Here is a 17,902-nt window from a genome sequence, read left to right on the forward strand (position 1 = left end):
TTCAGCGCAGCTGACCGGTGGCAGCGGCCATGAGGCCAGCACCGTACGTTCCGGTCGATCCCCAGGAGTACCCCCATGAGTCTCAACGCCGACAGCAACAACCGCCCCGATTACGAGCTTTTGTTGCAGGAGATTGCCGACTATGTACTCGGGTATGGCGTCGATTCTGCCGAAGCGCTGGTCACCGCCCGTTACTGTCTGATGGACACCCTCGGCTGTGGCCTGCTGGCCCTGCGCTTTCCCGAATGCACCAAGCACCTGGGGCCGCTGGTGGAGGGTACCGTGGTGCCAAACGGCGCGCGGGTGCCGGGCACAGCCTGGCGCCTGGACCCGGTCAAGGCGGCCTGGGACATCGGCTGTATCGTGCGCTGGCTGGATTACAACGACACCTGGCTGGCGGCGGAGTGGGGGCATCCGTCGGACAACCTGGGGGCCATCCTGGCGGTAGCCGACCACTTGTCCCAGCGCCGTGTGGCCGATGGCGAGCCCCCGCTGCCCATGCGCCGGGTACTGGAGGCGATGATCATGGCCCACGAGATCCAGGGTGTGCTGGCGCTGGAGAACGCGTTCAACCGCGTGGGCCTGGACCATGTGTTGCTGGTGAAGGTCGCCAGCACCGCGGTCAGCGCCTGGCTGATGGGGGCCAGCCGCGATCAGCTGCTGTCGGCGCTGTCCCACGCCTTCGTCGACGGCCAGGCACTGCGCACGTACCGCCATGCGCCCAACGCCGGTTCGCGCAAGTCCTGGGCGGCGGGGGACGCCAGCAGCCGTGGGGTGCGCCTGGCCGATATTGCCCTGCGCGGTGAAATGGGCATCCCCGGGGTGCTGGGAGCGCCGCAGTGGGGGTTCAACGACGTACTGTTCAGCCACACCAACAAGGACCTGGCCCTCAAGCCTGAAGCCGACCGGCACCTGCGCCTGGCGCGGCCCCTGGGCAGTTACGTGATGGAAAACGTGCTGTTCAAGATCAGTTTTCCGGCCGAATTCCATGCCCAGACCGCCTGCGAGGCCGCGGTGACCTTGCACCCGCAGGTACGGGGGCGGCTGAGCGAGATCGACCGCATCGTCATCACCACCCATGAATCGGCGATCCGCATCATTTCCAAGGTGGGGCCGCTGGCCAACGCCGCCGACCGCGACCATTGTCTGCAATACATGGTGGCCGTGCCGTTGGCGTTCGGCACCCTGGTAGCCGAACATTACGAAGATGCCTTCCATGCCGCCCATCCCATCATCGACCAGTTGCGCGACAAGATGCAAATCGTCGAAAACCCGGTGTACAGCCGCGAGTACCTGGAGCCCGACAAGCGCTCGATCGCCAACGCCGTGCAGGTGTTCTACCGTGACGGCAGCAGCACCGAGCAGGTCGAGGTGCATTTTCCTATCGGTCATCGGCGCCGACGGGGGGAGGGCATGCCGCTGTTGCTGGACAAGTTCCGCACCCACCTGGCGACCCGTTTCGTGGGGCAGCGCTGCCTGAAAATACTGGAAGCGTGCCGGGACCAGGACAAGCTGGAGGAAATGGCGGTGCAGCGGTTTGTAGACCTGTTCGTCCCGTAGCCCGCCTGGGGCCGGGTGGGGCTATTTGAAGCGGCGCTCGACGCCTTTTTCCACCAGTATCTTGGCCGATATTTCTTCCACGGAAAAATGCGTGGAATTGATGTGGGGGATGTTTTCCCGGCGGAACAGGCTTTCTACTTCACGCACTTCGAACTCGCACTGGGCGAAGCTGGAATAACGGCTGTTGGGTTTGCGCTCGTGGCGAATAGCCGTCAGCCGGTCGGGGTCGATGGTCAGGCCGAACAGTTTGTGCCGGTGGGCCTTCAGCGCGGCAGGCAGTTCCAGGCGCTCCATGTCGTCCTCGGTCAGCGGGTAGTTGGCCGCGCGGATGCCGAACTGCATGGCCATGTACAGGCAGGTGGGCGTCTTGCCGCAACGGGAAACACCGACCAGAATCAGATCGGCCTTGTCGTAATAGTGAGTACGAGCACCGTCGTCGTTGTCCAGGGCGAAATTCACCGCTTCGATACGCTCCATGTAGTTGGAGTTGTGCCCGATGGAGTGGGACTTGCCCACCGAATACGACGAATGGGCACTGAGCTCTTGCTCCAATGGCGCGAGGAAAGTGGAAAAGATATCGATCATGAAACCATTGGAAGTGGCCAGGATTTCACGAATGTCCTGGTTCACGATAGTGTCGAAAATGATCGGACGTACGCCATCTCGCTCAGCTGAATCGTTTATTTGCCGAACCATGTTGCGCGCTTTGTCTACGCTGTCGATGTAGGGGCGTGTGAACTTGTTGAACGTAATGTTTTCAAATTGTGCCAGGAGGCTCTGGCCCAGTGTCTCGGCGGTGATACCGGTGCCGTCGGAAATAAAGAAAGCAGATCGTTTCATTTGCGCCCTGGGCCTTAAGCTGGTGACGATTCTTGGATATGATAGGCCCGATTTGCCGGCCCTGAGTGTCTGGCATTCTCACTTATTTTCCAGGTCCAGGCCATGGTCGCCCACGCGCCGTCAACGGCAGCCGCAGCACCCTGAGCTATTCCAACAACGTCAGTGGAGAGATCACCTTGGTAGAGTACGTAGTTTCCCTCGATAAGCTCGGCAAACACGATGTTGAGCATGTGGGGGGCAAGAACGCATCCCTTGGCGAGATGATCAGCAACCTTGCCGGTGCCGGCGTATCGGTACCCGGTGGCTTCGCCACTACGGCTCAGGCTTATCGCGATTTTCTCGAGCAAAGTGGTCTCAACGACCAGATCCACAAGGCGCTCGACGCCCTGGACGTGGATGACGTCAATGCCCTGGCCAAGACCGGCGCGCAGATCCGCCAATGGATCATGGACGCCGAGTTTCCCGAGCAACTGAACGCCGAAATTCGCACCCACTTCGCCGAATTGTCCAAGGGCAACCCGGACATCGCCGTGGCCGTGCGTTCCTCGGCCACCGCCGAAGACCTCCCGGACGCCTCCTTCGCGGGCCAGCAGGAAACCTTCCTGAACATCCGCGGCGTGGACAACGTCATCCGTGCGGCCAAGGAAGTGTTCGCCTCGCTGTTCAACGACCGCGCCATTTCCTACCGCGTGCACCAGGGCTTCGACCACAAGCTGGTGGCCCTGTCCGCCGGTGTGCAGCGCATGGTGCGTTCGGAAACCGGTACCGCCGGCGTGATGTTCACCCTGGACACCGAGTCTGGCTTCCGCGACGTGGTGTTCATCACCGGCGCCTACGGCCTGGGTGAAACCGTGGTGCAAGGTGCAGTCAACCCCGACGAATTCTACGTGCACAAGCACACCCTGGAAGCCGGCCGTCCGGCCATCCTGCGCCGCAACCTGGGCAGCAAGGCCATCAAGATGATCTACGGCGCCGAAGCCAAGGCCGGCAAGTCGGTGCAGACCGTCGACGTCGACAAGGCCGACCGCGCGCGTTTCTGCCTCACCGACGCTGAAGTCAGCGAACTGGCCAAACAGGCGATGATCATCGAGAAGCACTACCAGTGCCCGATGGACATCGAATGGGCCAAGGACGGTGACGACGGCAAGCTGTACATCGTGCAGGCCCGCCCGGAAACCGTGAAAAGCCGTTCCCAGGCCAACGTCATGGAACGCTACCTGCTGAAGGAAAAAGGCACCGTGCTGGTGGAGGGTCGTGCCATCGGCCAGCGCATCGGCGCCGGCAAGGTCCGCATCATCAAGGACGTGTCCGAGATGGACAAGGTGCAGCCGGGCGACGTGCTGGTCTCCGACATGACCGATCCGGACTGGGAGCCGGTGATGAAGCGTGCCAGCGCCATCGTCACCAACCGTGGCGGGCGTACCTGCCACGCGGCCATCATTGCCCGCGAACTGGGTATTCCGGCGGTGGTCGGTTGCGGCAATGCCACCCAGCTACTGGTCGACGGCCAGGGCGTGACCGTTTCATGCGCCGAAGGGGACACCGGGTACATCTTCGAAGGCGAATTGGGCTTCGACATCAAAAAGAACTCGGTGGACGCCATGCCCGACCTGCCGTTCAAGATCATGATGAACGTCGGCAACCCCGACCGTGCCTTTGACTTCGCCCAGCTGCCCAACGCCGGTGTCGGCCTGGCGCGCCTGGAATTCATCATCAACCGCATGATCGGCGTGCACCCCAAGGCGCTGCTGAACTACGACGGCCTTCCTGCCGACATCAAGGACAGCGTCGACAAGCGCATCGCCGGCTACAGCGCGCCGGTGGACTTCTACGTCGACAAGCTGGTGGAAGGCATCAGTACCCTGGCCGCGGCGTTCTGGCCGAAGAAGGTCATCGTGCGCCTGTCGGACTTCAAGTCCAATGAATACGCCAACCTGATCGGCGGCAAGCTCTACGAGCCGGAAGAAGAGAACCCCATGCTGGGCTTCCGTGGTGCGTCGCGCTACATCAGCGAGTCGTTCCGCGAGTGCTTCGAACTCGAGTGCCGTGCGCTCAAGCGCGTGCGCAACGACATGGGCCTGACCAACGTCGAGATCATGGTGCCGTTCGTGCGCACCCTGGGCGAGGCGAGCCAGGTGGTCGACCTGCTGGCCGAGAACGGCCTGGGCCGTGGCGTCAACGGCCTGCGCGTGATCATGATGTGCGAGCTGCCGTCCAACGCGCTGATGGCCGACGAGTTCCTGGAATTCTTCGACGGTTTCTCCATCGGCTCCAACGACATGACTCAGCTGACCCTGGGCCTGGACCGCGACTCGGGCATCATCGCCCACCTGTTCGATGAGCGTAACCCGGCGGTCAAGAAGCTGTTGGCCAGTGCCATCGCCGCCTGCAACAAGGCTGGCAAGTACATCGGCATCTGTGGCCAGGGCCCTTCCGACCACCCGGACCTGGCCAAATGGCTGATGGAGCAGGGCATCGAAAGCGTGTCGCTGAACCCGGACTCGGTGCTGGAGACCTGGTTCTTCCTGGCCGAAGGCCAAGGCGCCGCGTAAGCGTCCAGCCCCTGCCTGGCAGGGGCTGTTTTTCTGTGGGAGCTGGCGTGCCAGCGAGCTTTTTCCTGAACGAAAGCTCGCTGGCACGCCAGCTCCCACAGCATTTCTGTATCCTTCACCCTGATGTGTTTCTGTTAACCCTTTCTGTAAAAGCACCCTATGCAAAGCAGCAGCAATCTCTTCCCGGTCGCCTTGCTCAGCGCCGAGCGGCGTGGCGACCTGAGCGAAGACGTTTACCGCATCAAGGCCGCCAACAGCCCTGATGCCAGCGTGGAACTGGCCGTGACCCGCCTGGGCATGGCCGATCAGGCGCAGCCCGGCGGCGTGCCGGTCATTCTGCTTCATGGCAGTTTTTCCAACCGCAGGTTCTGGGTCTCGCCCCGGGGCATCGGCCTGGGTGCCTGGCTGGCGCGGGCCGGGTTCGACGTGTGGATCCCGGAAATGCGCGGCCACGGGCTGTCGCCACGCAACCTGGCCTACGCCAAGAACCGTGTCGCTGACTATGCGCGCTTCGACCTGCCGGCCATCGGTGCCTTCGTTCAGGAACAGAGTGGCCAGAAGCCCCACTGGGTCGGCCACTCCCTAGGCGGCATCAGCCTGGCGGCCGCCTTGGGTGGCGGTTACCTGGCGCAGGACAACGTCGCCTCGGCCGCGCTGTTCGGCTGCCAGGTCAGCCGTACCTACTGGCCGCTGAAAATGCCGCCGGTGGAATGGAGCGCGCGGTTGCTGCTCAAGCGCTTCGCGCATATTTCCGGTTCGCGCCTCAAGCGCGGCCCTGAGGACGAGCCCATCGGCCTGGCCCTGGAGGCCATGCGCTGGCATGGCCTGTTTGGCCGCTTTGGCGACGGCAAGCACGACTGGTGGGCGGGCCTGGCCGAGGTGCAGGTACCGTTGCTGGCGGTGGCGGCCACGGGCGACCACCAGGACCCGCCATGGGCCTGCCGCAAGTTGTTCGAAGCCTTCGGCGGCGAGTACCGTCAATTCGTGCAACTGGGGCGCGACCACGGCTTCGCCGACAACTTCGGCCACGTCGAGATGCTGGTCAGCAAGCCGGCCCAGGCCGAGGTCTGGCCCTTGGTAGGGCGCTGGTTGAACGACCCGTTGGCACCGCTGCTGCCACAGGCATCGGCGCTCCCCTTGGGCGCGTGACTTCACGGTCAGCGGCGGGAAGGCTAAGCTGTGACGATTGCGCCGGCCGCTGCTGGTCGGTGCAGGGTAAATGCGCGGCGTATCGGCTCGTCACTCAATGAGCGTTCGCCACTTCGATCGTCGTTGTCCTCAGCTGACAGGAGTTACCCCATGCATTACCTCACCCCCGATTTGTGCGACGCCTACCCCGAGCTGGTCAAGGTGCTGGAGCCCATGTTCAGCAATTTCGGTGGTCGCGACTCCTTTGGTGGCCAGATCGTCACCATCAAGTGCTTCGAAGACAACTCGCTGGTCAAGGAGCAGGTCGACAAGGACGGCAAGGGCAAGGTGCTGGTGGTCGATGGCGGCGGCTCGCTGCGCTGCGCGCTGCTGGGTGACATGCTGGCCGAGAAGGCCGCCAAGAGCGGTTGGGAGGGCATCGTCATTTACGGCTGTATCCGCGATGTGGACGTCATCGCCCAGGTTGACCTGGGGGTGCAGGCGTTGGCCAGCCACCCGCTGCGCACCGAGAAGCGCGGTATCGGTGACCTGAACGTGCCGGTGACCTTCGCCGGTGTCACGTTCACGCCGGGAGAATTCATTTACGCCGACAACAATGGGGTTATCGTGTCGCCCAGCGCATTGAAGATGCCAGAGTGATTCTTTTTGCAATTGGTTGATGGGGTGTGGATGTACGAGGAAGAAAACGCGCAGCGGGGGCTGGTACATGCCCTGGTGCTGGATGGTAAAGGTGGCGCGCGTTTGCTTGCCCGTGACGAGATCGACGACCTGGTGCTGGAGCCACAGCAGAGCCTGTGGCTGCACTGGGATCGCGGCCACCCGCTGACACAGGCCTGGTTGCGCGAAGACAGCGGCCTGAACGAGTTCAGTTGCGACCTGTTGCTGGAGGAGAATACCCGTCCGCGCCTGTTGCCGCTGCCCGATGACCAATTGCTGCTGTTCCTGCGTGGCGTCAACCTCAATCCCGGCGCCGAGCCTGAAGACATGGTCTCGGTGCGCATCTTCGCCGAAGCCCAGCGGGTCATTTCCCTGCGCCTGCGCCCGTTGCGCGCCACCGACGAACTTATGGTGCTGCTGCAACAGGGCAGGGGGCCGCGTACCGCCTCGGAGCTGATTCTCTACCTGGCCCAGTACCTCACCGAAAAAGTCCAGACCCTGGTCAGCGACCTGGGCGAAATCATCGACAACGAAGAAGACAAGATCGACGCCGACGAACGGTATGCGCCTGAACACGGCAGCATCCTGCAGATCCGCCGCCGCGCCGCGGGCCTGCGTCGTTTCCTGGCCCCGCAGCGGGAGATATTCGCGCAGCTGTCGCGCAACAAGTTGCCCTGGTTCGTGGACGACGACGCCGACTACTGGAACGAACTCAACAACAGCCTGACCCGTTACCTGGAAGAGCTGGAACTGACCCGCGAGCGCGTAGGGCTGGTGCTGGAGGCCGAGGACCGGCGCCTGAACGAGCGCATGAACCGCACCATGTACCGCTTCGGCATCATCACCGGGGTGTTCCTGCCCATGAGTTTCCTGACCGGGCTGCTGGGCATCAACGTTGGCGGTATTCCCTTGTCCACCAACCCCTACGGGTTCCTGGTGGCCTGCGTGTTGATGGTGGTCGTGGCGCTGGGGCAGTGGTGGCTTTTCCGCCGATTGCGCTGGGTTTAGCTGCCGTTCAGGACACATATGGTTGCATAACCCCCTGTGCCTTATGTGACCCGTCCCAGGAAGCTCTCGTCTTTGAAGGATAATTCGTGAGGTGCCGAATGCACGATCCGTTTGAAGAATCATTGCGTGACATGCTCAAGGCGTCCTCCTCCGCGGAGCGGGACGACGACGCATGCCTGGGTAGGGTACTCAAGACCGCCAACCGGCAGGTAGGCGCGGGAGATCTGTTCAGCTTGATGGGCCGCTGGTTGCAGGCCTTCATGATCGCCGTGGACAATGGATCTGGCCATGTGGCACCGGTCTCGCGACGCAAACCTCGTACTGCTGATAAGGCTGATTGACTATGCAACTTGATCTCTGGACTCAGAGCCTGGTGACGGCCATGACCGCACTCTGGACTAAGGTCGCGAATTTCATCCCCAACCTGTTCGGTGCGTTGGTGGTGCTGCTGCTGGGCTTCGTGGTCGCCAAGCTGCTCGACACGCTGCTATCCAAATTGCTCGCCAAGCTGGGCCTTGACCGCCTGATGGCCGGCACCGGCCTGACCAAGCTGATGAGCCGCGGCGGCATTCAGGTACCGATCTCGACCCTGGTGGGCAAGATCGTCTACTGGTTCGTGTTGCTGATTTTTCTGGTGTCCGCTGCCGAATCCCTTGGCTTGCAGCGAGTTTCAGCTACGCTCGACATGCTGGCGCTCTATTTGCCCAAGGTTTTTGGTGCTGCGCTGGTGTTGCTGGTGGGTGTGCTGCTGGCGCAAGTGGTCAACGGCCTGGTGCGTGGCGCTGCCGAAGGGGTGGGGCTGGATTATTCGGCCGGCCTCGGGCGAGTGGCACAGTGGATGGTCATCATCATCAGTATCTCGGTGGCCATTAGCCAGCTCGAGGTCAAGACCGACCTGCTGAACCATGTGATCGTCATTGTTCTGATTACCGTTGGTCTGGCCGTGGCACTGGCCATGGGCCTGGGAAGTCGAGAAATCGCCGGGCAGATCCTGGCAGGAATTTACGTGCGGGAATTGTATCAAGTGGGGCAACAAGTGCGGGTTGGAGAGGTTGAAGGCCAGATCGAAGAGATCGGCACGGTCAAGACGACGCTGCTGACGGACGATGGGGAACTGGTTTCCCTGTCCAATCGGATCCTTCTGGAACAGCGGGTAAGTAGCCGCTGAGCCGGCGTTTTCTGCTACTGTATGCCGCCGCAAAATGGCCCGGGTGTCGGGCCATGGTGGATATTGACCTGACTGCCGGCCCGACCTGTTTTGAATAAAGTTCATTCGTTGCCCCTGCGTTACGACCCCCGCACGCTCACAGACGAGGAGCTGGTGGCGCGTTCGCATGTGGAACTTTTCCACGTCACGCGCGCCTATGAGGAGCTGATGCGACGCTATCAGCGCACCCTCTTCAACGTTTGTGCACGTTATTTAGGGAACGATCGTGACGCTGACGATGTCTGTCAGGAGGTGATGCTGAAGGTCCTCTACGGCCTGAAGAACTTCGAGGGAAAATCGAAGTTCAAGACCTGGCTCTACAGCATCACGTACAACGAATGTATCACGCAGTACCGTAAGGAACGGCGCAAGCGCCGCCTCATGGATGCCCTGAGCCTTGATCCGCTCGAGGAGGCTTCCGAAGAGAAGGCGCCGAAACCGGAGGAGCGTGGTGGATTGGATCGTTGGCTGATACATGTCAACCCGATCGACCGAGAAATACTTGTGCTTCGATTCGTCGCAGAGCTTGAATTTCAAGAGATTGCGGACATCATGCACATGGGCTTGAGCGCGACGAAAATGCGATACAAACGCGCGCTCGACAAGCTACGTGAGAAATTTGCGGGCATTGCCGAAACTTAGTTCGGTGCAAATATCTCTAAACGTGGGGCGAGTTCTGCTAGACTTGCCGCCGAGTTGTCCCCGTGTAACGGGGTACTGCTTAACAATCACCAGATGGGGATTTAACGGATGAAACTGAAAAACACCTTAGGCATTGCCATTGGTTCTCTTGTTGCCGCAACTTCTTTCGGCGCTTTGGCACAAGGCCAAGGCGCGGTCGAAGGTGAAGCCTTCTACCAGAAGAACTACAACGACAGCGTCAAGCACGTGGAAGACGGCCGCACCGCCGGCGGTTCCCTGGGCTACTTCCTGACCGACGACGTTGAAGTCATCCTGGGCTACGGCAAGACCAACTACACTCGTTCGAACGATGGTACTGGCAGCCAGAAAATCCACGGTGACACTGGCTCCCTGACCGCCATGTACCACTTCGGTACTGTTGGCGATGCCATTCGTCCATACGTTTCCGGTGGCTTCGCGCACCAGAGCCTGAGCAACGTGCAAGCTGACGGCCACAGCGGTCGCGACAGCTCCACTTTCGCTACCATCGGCGCTGGCGCCAAGTGGTACATCACCGACAACCTGTACGCTCGTGCCGGTATCGATGCTGACTACAAGCTGGACAACGGCAAGTGGGACTACGCGCCTACCGTTGGCCTGGGTGTGAACTTCGGTGGTAACGGTGGCAAGGCTCCGGCTCCTGCTCCAGAACCAGCTCCGGCTCCAGTGGCTGAAGAGCCAGCTCCAGCTCCAGTTGCTGAAACCGTTCGCGTTCAGCTGGACGTGAAGTTCGACTTCAACAAGTCGGTCGTCAAGCCAAACAGCTATGCTGACATCAAGAACCTGGCTGACTTCATGAAGCAGTACCCACAGACCACTACTCGTGTTGAAGGCCACACCGACAACGTCGGTCCAGACGCCTACAACCAGAAGCTGTCTGAGCGTCGCGCTGCTGCCGTTAAAAACGTTCTGGTCAACCAGTACGGTATCCAGGGCAACCGTGTTGACTCCATCGGTTACGGCGAAAGCCGTCCAGTGGCTGACAACAAAACTGAAGCTGGCCGCGCCGTTAACCGTCGCGTAGAAGCTGAAGTAGAAGCTCAATCCAAGTAATTGGGTAGCGCTTGAAAAAAACCCGGCCTCGGCCGGGTTTTTTTTCGCCCGAACGTTGAGGGGGCGTGCCTTGCCGTTCGCCGCCGGTAGCTTGCGGCTACCCAAAGGGCCTATAATCACGCCCCCCACGTTCTTCCAACGAGTCATGCCCGCCCATGTATAACCTGGCCCGCCAGCTGTTGTTCAAACTCTCTCCGGAAACCTCCCACGACCTGTCCCTGGACCTGATCGGCGCAGGTGGCCGCCTGGGGCTCAACGGTTTGCTGACCAAGGCGCCGGCGCGGTTGCCGGTGCAGGTGATGGGGCTGTCGTTCGACAACCCGGTGGGCCTGGCCGCGGGCCTGGACAAGAACGGCGCGGCCATCGACGGTTTCGCCCAGCTGGGTTTCGGTTTCGTCGAGATCGGCACCGTCACCCCGCGCCCTCAGCCTGGCAACCCCAAGCCGCGGATCTTCCGCCTGCCTGAAGCCACGGCCATCATCAACCGCATGGGCTTCAACAACTTGGGCGTCGACAACCTGCTCAAACGCGTGCGCGCTTCGCAGTACAAGGGCGTGCTGGGCATCAATATCGGCAAGAACTTCGACACCCCGGTCGAGCGCGCCGTGGACGACTACCTGATCTGCCTGGACAAGGTCTACGCCCACGCCAGCTACATCACCGTCAACGTCAGTTCGCCCAACACCCCGGGGCTGCGCAGCCTGCAGTTCGGCGAGTCGCTCAAGCAGTTGCTCGATGCCCTGGCCGAGCGCCGCGAAGCCCTTGCCAGCCTGCATGGCAAGCGTGTGCCGGTGGCGATCAAGATTGCCCCGGACATGAGCGACGAGGAAACCGTGCAAGTGGCCCAGGCCCTGCTGGGCGCGGGCATGGATGCGGTGATCGCCACCAACACCACCCTGAGCCGTGAAGGCGTGGAAGGGTTGGCCCATGGTGATGAGGCGGGGGGGCTGTCGGGCGCGCCGGTGCGCGAGAAGAGCACCCATATCGTCAAGGTGCTGGCTGGCGAATTGGCCGGGCGCATGCCGATCATCGCCGCAGGCGGCATCACCGAAGGCAAGCATGCGGCCGAGAAGATCGCTGCCGGTGCCAGCCTGGTGCAGTTGTATTCGGGCTTTATCTACAAGGGTCCAGCACTGATCCGCGAGGCGGTGGATGCCATTGCGGCACTGCCGCGCACGTGACGCTTAAAAAAGGGGCCCTCTAGAAGGGCCCCTGGGCTCTCGCCCGCCGCCCGTTGGGGCGCGCATGGTTAATCAGCGATGTGAATGTAAGAGAAAAATCGTCCTCGTCAGCCGACCGCGTGAAGTTCGTTGAGTCTGTGGATACCCGCAGTGCCGGTCATACCGTCCCAGTTGTCGCCGCGTCCTTCGCGCCAGCCATTGATCCAGGCTTGGCGAACCGACGGTAGAGTAAAAGGGCAAAGCTCGCGGGATTTGCCATGGATGCCGTATTGGTATCCGCGTAAAAATGCTCGTTCCAACGGATCACGCTTAAGTCTTCTCATAGGGTGTTGCCCTCGTCTGTTGACTGTTATGTCCCGTCGGCCTCGTCTGAGGCCGGGCAGAGTCTTTCTGCCGGTTTTGGTGCTCGCTGCCGGCGTGGCGAGCAGTGGTGCCGTACCATTGCGGTGCGGCCTGGTTAGATTTCTAAACAATGCGTTGGCCGGTGTGAACGACCGTTTTGTCATAAGCACGTAATGATTATGGTGTGCGAACCATAAGTAAGCGGATGCGTTCAAGCCAGAGATGCGCGAAAGCCCGCTATGATCAGGGCTACAGCGCGAATGGCGGGAAAATGCCATCGAAAATGATGGCGAAATGCTTTTCAGTATTAAGCGACGAAGGGTCATTTTCACCCTCGTCTTTTTGCAGAATTTTTTTCTGCCGGGGCGATCAAAGGCTTTTTGACGGCCGATATCGGTCCCGGCGGTCGGCACCATGGTGGTGTCACACGGGCGCTTCTTCAGAAAGGCGCCTGGTTAAACTCGGGAAGGGTGATGCGTTGCCCTTTCACTTATGGCTCAAGACCCTGGATACCCCATGTCGGATCGTTACGAACTCTTCCTCACCTGCCCCAAGGGCCTCGAAGGCCTGCTGATCGAGGAAGCCACCGCGCTTGGCCTTGAAGAGGCCCGTGAGCATACCTCTGCCGTGCGCGGCATGGCCGACATGGAAACGGCTTACCGCCTGTGCCTGTGGTCGCGCCTGGGCAACCGCGTGCTGCTGGTGCTCAAGCGCTTCGCCATGAAGGACGCCGAAGACCTTTACCACGGCGTCCACGACGTGGAATGGCAAGACCACCTGCTGCCCGATGGCACCTTGGCGGTCGAGTTCAGCGGCCATGGTTCGGGTATCGACAACACCCATTTCGGCGCCTTGAAGGTCAAGGACGCCATCGTCGACAAGCTGCGCACCCCCGAGGGTGAACGCCCCAGCGTCGACAAGCTCAACCCTGACCTGCGTGTGCACCTGCGCCTGGACCGTGGCGAGGCGATCCTGTCCCTGGACTTGTCCGGGCACAGCCTGCACCAGCGCGGCTACCGCCTGCAGCAGGGCGCGGCGCCCCTGAAGGAAAACCTGGCTGCTGCGGTGCTGATCCGTGCTGGCTGGCCGCGGATCGCCGCCCAGGGCGGCGCGCTGGCCGACCCCATGTGTGGCGTGGGTACCTTCCTGGTGGAGGCGGCCATGATCGCCGCCGACATCGCCCCTAACCTGAAGCGCACGCGCTGGGGCTTCAGTGCCTGGTTGGGCCATGTCCCGGCCCTGTGGCGCAAGCTGCATGACGAAGCCCTGGCCCGTGCCGAAGCCGGCCTGGCCAAACCGCCGCTGTGGATCCGCGGCTATGAAGCCGACCCGCGGCTGATTCAGCCGGGCCGCAACAACGTCGAGAGGGCGGGCCTCAGTGACTGGATCAAGATCTACCAGGGTGAAGTCGCGACGTTCGAGCCGCGCCCGGACCAGAACCAGAAAGGCCTGGTGATCTGTAACCCTCCCTACGGTGAGCGCCTGGGGGATGAAGCCAGCCTGCTGTACCTCTACCAGAACCTGGGCGAACGCCTGCGCCAGGCGTGCCTGAACTGGGAAGCCGCGGTGTTCACCGGTGCCCCGGACCTGGGCAAGCGCATGGGCATTCGCAGCCACAAGCAATACGCCTTCTGGAATGGCGCGCTGCCGTGCAAACTGCTGCTGATCAAGGTGCTGCCCGACCAGTTCGTCACCGGCGAGCGTCGCACCCCTGAGCAGCGCCAGGTGGAGCGCGAGCAGGCCCAGGAGCAGGCCGCCGTGCCTGCCGCCGATCCGTATGCACGGGTCAACAAGAACGGTAACCCGATCAAGCCGGCGCCCGTGGTGGTCGAGCAGGCGCGCCTGAGCGAAGGCGGGCAGATGTTCGCCAACCGCTTGCAGAAGAACCTCAAGCAACTGGGCAAGTGGGCCCGTCGCGAGAAAGTCGACTGCTACCGCGTTTATGATGCCGACATGCCCGAGTACGCCCTGGCCATCGACCTGTACCACGACTGGGTGCACGTGCAGGAATACGCGGCGCCCAAGTCCATCGACCCGGAAAAGGCCCAGGCCCGCCTGTTCGATGCCCTGGCCGCCATTCCCCAGGCGCTGAACATCGACAAGAGCCGCGTCATCATCAAACGTCGCGAGCGCCAGAGCGGTACCAAGCAGTACGAGCGCCAGGCTGCCCAGGGGCAGTTCACTGAGGTGCAGGAAGGCGGCGTCAAGCTGCTGGTCAACCTGACCGACTACCTGGACACCGGTCTGTTTCTGGATCACCGCCCCATGCGCCTGCGCATTCAGCGCGAGGCTGCGGGCAAGCGTTTCCTCAACTTGTTCTGCTACACCGCCACCGCCAGCGTGCACGCGGCCAAGGGCGGCGCCCGCAGCACCACCAGCGTCGACCTGTCGAAAACCTACCTGGACTGGGCGCGCCGCAACCTGTCGCTCAACGGGTTCTCCGACAAGAACCGCCTGGAACAGGGTGACGTGATGGCCTGGTTGCAAGCCAGCCGCGACGAGTACGACCTGATCTTCATCGACCCGCCGACCTTCTCCAACTCCAAGCGCATGGAAGGGGTGTTCGATGTGCAGCGCGACCACGTCGAGTTGCTGGACCTGGCCGTCGCACGCCTGGCCAAGGACGGGGTGCTGTATTTCTCCAACAATTTCCGCAAGTTCCAGCTCGACGAGCACCTGGGTGAGCGTTACCAGGTAGAGGAAATCAGTGCCCAGACCCTGGACCCTGACTTTGCCCGCAACAGCAAGATCCACCGTGCCTGGAAGATTCAGGCCCGATGAGCGGTAGCCCACGGCAGGCGCGCCTGTCGTACAGTTTTGGCTAGATTGTAAAAAGGGCTCCCAGGAGCCCTTTTTGCTGCACGACCGATCAACATTTTCGCTTGATGGCTCACTAGGCAAACTACTGGCAAATAGCTATAACTGAGCCAAAGCCAATGTGACAACCGAAGCACGCCGGCGTTGTGAGTTCCGCTTATGTCGTTGCATGCCGTTCGCCCCAAAATACTTGGCTTTATCAGTGAAGATGCTTCGGCGTGGCTGATCGCTTCCCTGGCGTTGGCTGCCGGTGCATTGGTGACCAGCCTGCTGGCGGTGGGCACGGCGGAGCTGTACCAGCGCCAATTGCGTCAGCGCTTTGAATTGCTGGCCAACGAGCGCTTCAGCCGAATCGAGGAGCGTTTCGAGGACCAGACCCAGCGCCTGGATGGCCTGCGGCGTTTCTTCAGCTATTCCGATGACGTCACCCGCCGTGAATACGAGGGCTATGCCGGGCCGTTGCTGATGCGTACCCAGGCCTATTCATGGCTACCACGTGTCACGGCCGCCGAACGCCCGGCGTTCGAGCAGCGCGCCCGCGCAGAAGGCATCGCCGATTTTGCCATTCGTGACCAGGCCGCTGACGGCAGCCTGGTGCCCGCCGGCCCGCGGGACGAGTATTACCCGGTGTTCTATACCCAGTCCCAGACGCGGCAGCGCTTGCCCCTGGGCTTCGACGTCAACTCCCAGGCCTCGCGCCACGAGACCCTGATGCGCGCCTTGCACACCGGCACGCTGGCGGTGACCCCGCCCGTCAACCTGGTGGGGGTCAGCCCGCGTTTCAGTCGTGGGGTGCTGATGGTCGCTCCAGTGCCGGGCAAGCCTGGCGAACCGCCCCTGGGGTTCGTTTCAGCGGTGGTCAGCCTGGGGCAACTGATGGGGGAGGGGCTGCCTGCGCAGAACGACGACAACCTGCACGTGCGCATCCTCGACTTGTCATTGGCCGGCAACCACGAAGTGCTGTATGAATCGAGCAACACCGTGGTGCCGCAACCCCTGGCGGCGTCGCACCTGCTGCACCTTGCCGACCGCGACTACCAGCTGGACATCAGCCCCAGCACTCTGTTCGTCGAGGCCAACCATTCTTCCCCCGTCACCGTGGTGGTCACGCTGGGGGCCCTGCTCAGCCTGTTGCTCAGCGCGTTGCTGTACAGCCTGGTCAGCCAGCGTCAGCGTGCCCTGAAGCTGGTGGAGCAACGTACGTCGCAACTGCGCAGCAGCGAGCAGGCCTTGCGCGTTACCCACAACCAGTTGCGCAGTGTGCTCAATGCCGCCACCCAGGTCGCGATCATCGCCACCGACCTGCACGGCCTGATCACCACCTTCAACGCCGGCGCCGAACGCATGCTGGGCTATGCCGCCAGTGACGCGGTCGGCCACTTGACCTTGCAGAACCTGCACTTGAGCGAAGAACTGGTAGCTCGCGCCTGTACCCTCACGGCCTATTATGAGCGCGATATCCCGCTGGCCCAGGCGATGCTGGTGGAGACCCCCGGCGAAGGCAATCATCAGGCACGGGAGTGGACCCTGGTGCGGCGTGACGGCAGTACGGTGGCGGTGAACATGCTGGCCACCACCTTGCTGGACGAGCAGGGTATGTGGGTAGGGCACCTGGCGATCTGCATCGACATCACCGAGCGCAAGCGCGTGCACGAGGCCCTGGCCGCACGGGACCAACTGTTGCAGAAGCTCAGCGCCGAGGTGCCGGGTGGCATTTACCAGTTCCGGCTGGACCCGGATGGCCACACCAGCTTCAGTTGGGCCAGCGAAGGTATCCGCGACATCTACGAAATGGAGCCCAGTGTGCTGCGTGACGACGGTCGGCGTGTCATGGAGCGCATCCACCCCGACGATGGTGAACGGGTACTGGACTCCATTCGTTTCTCGGCCCAGCACCTGACGCCGTGGCGCGAAGAGTACCGTGTGCTTCTGCCCCGCCAGGGCCTGCGCTGGGTGCGCGGTGAAGCGACACCCGAGCCGTTGGCCGGTGGCGGCACGTTGTGGCACGGCTACCTGACCGATATCACCGACCTCAAGCGCGTGGAAGAAGAGCTGCGGGCGCTATCGGTCACCGATGTGCTGACGGGTATTCACAACCGGCGCTACTTTCAGGAGCGCCTCAAGGCCGAGCTGGATCGGGCCGAGCGCGATCACCTGCACCTGGCGGTGATCATGCTGGACATCGACCATTTCAAGCGTATTAACGATCAGTTTGGCCATGCCGTGGGCGACCGGGTGCTTCAAGGCATCTGCGAAAAGATCGGCCATCGCCTGCGGCGCACGGATGTGTTCTGCCGGCTGGGTGGTGAGGAATTCATGGTGCTCTGCCCCGGCAGCAGCACCGAACAGGCCCATGCCCTGGCGCTGGAACTGTGGCAAGGGCTGCGGCACACGCCCATCGACGGTGTCGGTATCGTCACCGCCAGCTTTGGTGTCGCCAGCTGGCGCCGCGGGGAAGGCGCCGATGCGCTGCTACTGCGCGCCGACTCCGGCGTGTATGCGGCCAAGCAAGCGGGCAGGGACCGGGTAGAACCAGAGCTGCCCTGAGGCGGGAGGGGGAAGGACCCTGTGGGACCGGGCGAAGCTCGGGAAGGCCACCCCGCGGTATCCCTGGCGCACCGCAGCGCCTGCTTCCCGAGCTGGCGCCCGGTCCCACAGAGAACGGCCGCAATGGCGGTTCACCCTGTGAGACCGGGCGAAGCTCGGGAAGGCCACCCCGCGGTATCCCTGGCGCACCGCAGCGCCTGCTTCCCGAGCTGGCGCCCGGTCCCACAGAGAACGGCCGCGGTGGGGTTGACCCTGTGGGACAGGGCGAAGCTTGGGAAGGCCACCTCGCAGTGTGCCTGATGCACCGC

Annotated in this window: 14 protein-coding genes; 12 read left to right on the forward strand and 2 right to left on the reverse strand. The window is 62.3% G+C overall.

The genetic code is table 11. The features are described from left to right. Positions 1-75: 75 nt before the first annotated feature. Positions 76-1,560: a 2-methylcitrate dehydratase gene (gene prpD, locus HWQ56_RS08900; protein ID WP_158153983.1), complete on the forward strand. Its 1,485-nt coding sequence runs from the start codon at positions 76-78 to the stop codon at positions 1,558-1,560. A gap of 21 nt (positions 1,561-1,581) precedes the next feature. Here the strand turns inward: prpD and ppsR are convergent, their stop codons facing one another. Then, complete coding sequence (gene ppsR / locus HWQ56_RS08905; RefSeq protein ID WP_158153982.1) at positions 1,582-2,400, reverse strand: posphoenolpyruvate synthetase regulatory kinase/phosphorylase PpsR; 819 nt, start codon at positions 2,398-2,400, stop codon at positions 1,582-1,584. A 176-nt stretch (positions 2,401-2,576) separates the two neighbouring features. Here ppsR and ppsA point away from each other — a divergent pair, with 176 nt between their 5' ends. The 9 genes from ppsA (at position 2,577) to HWQ56_RS08950 (ending at position 11,888) form a co-directional block, all read left to right on the forward strand. Next, positions 2,577-4,952 carry a phosphoenolpyruvate synthase gene (gene ppsA / locus HWQ56_RS08910; protein WP_158153987.1) on the forward strand — a complete coding sequence of 792 codons (2,376 nt, stop codon included), beginning with the start codon at positions 2,577-2,579 and terminating at the stop codon, positions 4,950-4,952. A gap of 159 nt (positions 4,953-5,111) precedes the next feature. After that, the gene (locus HWQ56_RS08915; RefSeq protein WP_158153981.1) at positions 5,112-6,101 is read left to right on the forward strand and encodes an alpha/beta fold hydrolase; all 990 of its coding nucleotides are present in this window, start codon (positions 5,112-5,114) and stop codon (positions 6,099-6,101) included. A gap of 150 nt (positions 6,102-6,251) precedes the next feature. Continuing rightward, entirely contained in the window at positions 6,252-6,740 is a 489-nt protein-coding gene (gene rraA / locus HWQ56_RS08920; RefSeq protein WP_158153980.1) for a ribonuclease E activity regulator RraA, read from the forward strand. Positions 6,741-6,770: 30 nt separating this feature from the next. Beyond that, positions 6,771-7,766 (forward strand): zinc transporter ZntB, encoded by a 996-nt coding sequence (locus tag HWQ56_RS08925; protein WP_158153979.1) that lies wholly within the window; start codon positions 6,771-6,773, stop codon positions 7,764-7,766. A 98-nt stretch (positions 7,767-7,864) separates the two neighbouring features. After that, positions 7,865-8,107, forward strand: a complete 243-nt coding sequence (locus tag HWQ56_RS08930) for a CrfX protein (protein WP_158153978.1) — start codon at positions 7,865-7,867, stop codon at positions 8,105-8,107. A 2-nt stretch (positions 8,108-8,109) separates the two neighbouring features. Continuing rightward, the gene (locus HWQ56_RS08935; protein WP_158153977.1) at positions 8,110-8,934 is read left to right on the forward strand and encodes a mechanosensitive ion channel family protein; all 825 of its coding nucleotides are present in this window, start codon (positions 8,110-8,112) and stop codon (positions 8,932-8,934) included. A gap of 90 nt (positions 8,935-9,024) precedes the next feature. Beyond that, entirely contained in the window at positions 9,025-9,615 is a 591-nt protein-coding gene (gene sigX / locus HWQ56_RS08940) for an RNA polymerase sigma factor SigX (RefSeq protein ID WP_008368464.1), read from the forward strand. 108 nt (positions 9,616-9,723) lie between these two features. After that, positions 9,724-10,707, forward strand: a complete 984-nt coding sequence (locus HWQ56_RS08945; RefSeq protein ID WP_158153976.1) for an OmpA family protein — start codon at positions 9,724-9,726, stop codon at positions 10,705-10,707. A gap of 155 nt (positions 10,708-10,862) precedes the next feature. Continuing rightward, complete coding sequence (locus HWQ56_RS08950) at positions 10,863-11,888, forward strand: quinone-dependent dihydroorotate dehydrogenase (RefSeq protein ID WP_176570243.1); 1,026 nt, start codon at positions 10,863-10,865, stop codon at positions 11,886-11,888. Positions 11,889-11,995: 107 nt separating this feature from the next. On the opposite strand, the gene rmf is transcribed toward HWQ56_RS08950, so the two are convergent. Further along, positions 11,996-12,211 carry a ribosome modulation factor gene (gene rmf / locus HWQ56_RS08955; protein ID WP_008368461.1) on the reverse strand — a complete coding sequence of 72 codons (216 nt, stop codon included), beginning with the start codon at positions 12,209-12,211 and terminating at the stop codon, positions 11,996-11,998. A gap of 535 nt (positions 12,212-12,746) precedes the next feature. Between rmf and rlmKL the strand changes: the two genes are divergently transcribed. Together rlmKL and HWQ56_RS08965 are read left to right on the forward strand one after the other, a co-directional pair. Further along, positions 12,747-15,011, forward strand: coding sequence for a bifunctional 23S rRNA (guanine(2069)-N(7))-methyltransferase RlmK/23S rRNA (guanine(2445)-N(2))-methyltransferase RlmL (gene rlmKL / locus HWQ56_RS08960; protein WP_158153974.1), 2,265 nt, complete (start codon positions 12,747-12,749; stop codon positions 15,009-15,011). Positions 15,012-15,206: 195 nt separating this feature from the next. Then, a complete protein-coding gene (locus HWQ56_RS08965; protein WP_158153973.1) occupies positions 15,207-17,594 on the forward strand; it encodes a sensor domain-containing diguanylate cyclase in 2,388 nt (795 codons plus the stop codon). The last annotated feature ends 308 nt before the right edge of the window (positions 17,595-17,902 follow it).

Origin of the sequence: Pseudomonas eucalypticola, assembly GCF_013374995.1 — a bacterium.
GTDB lineage: Bacteria > Pseudomonadota > Gammaproteobacteria > Pseudomonadales > Pseudomonadaceae > Aquipseudomonas > Aquipseudomonas eucalypticola.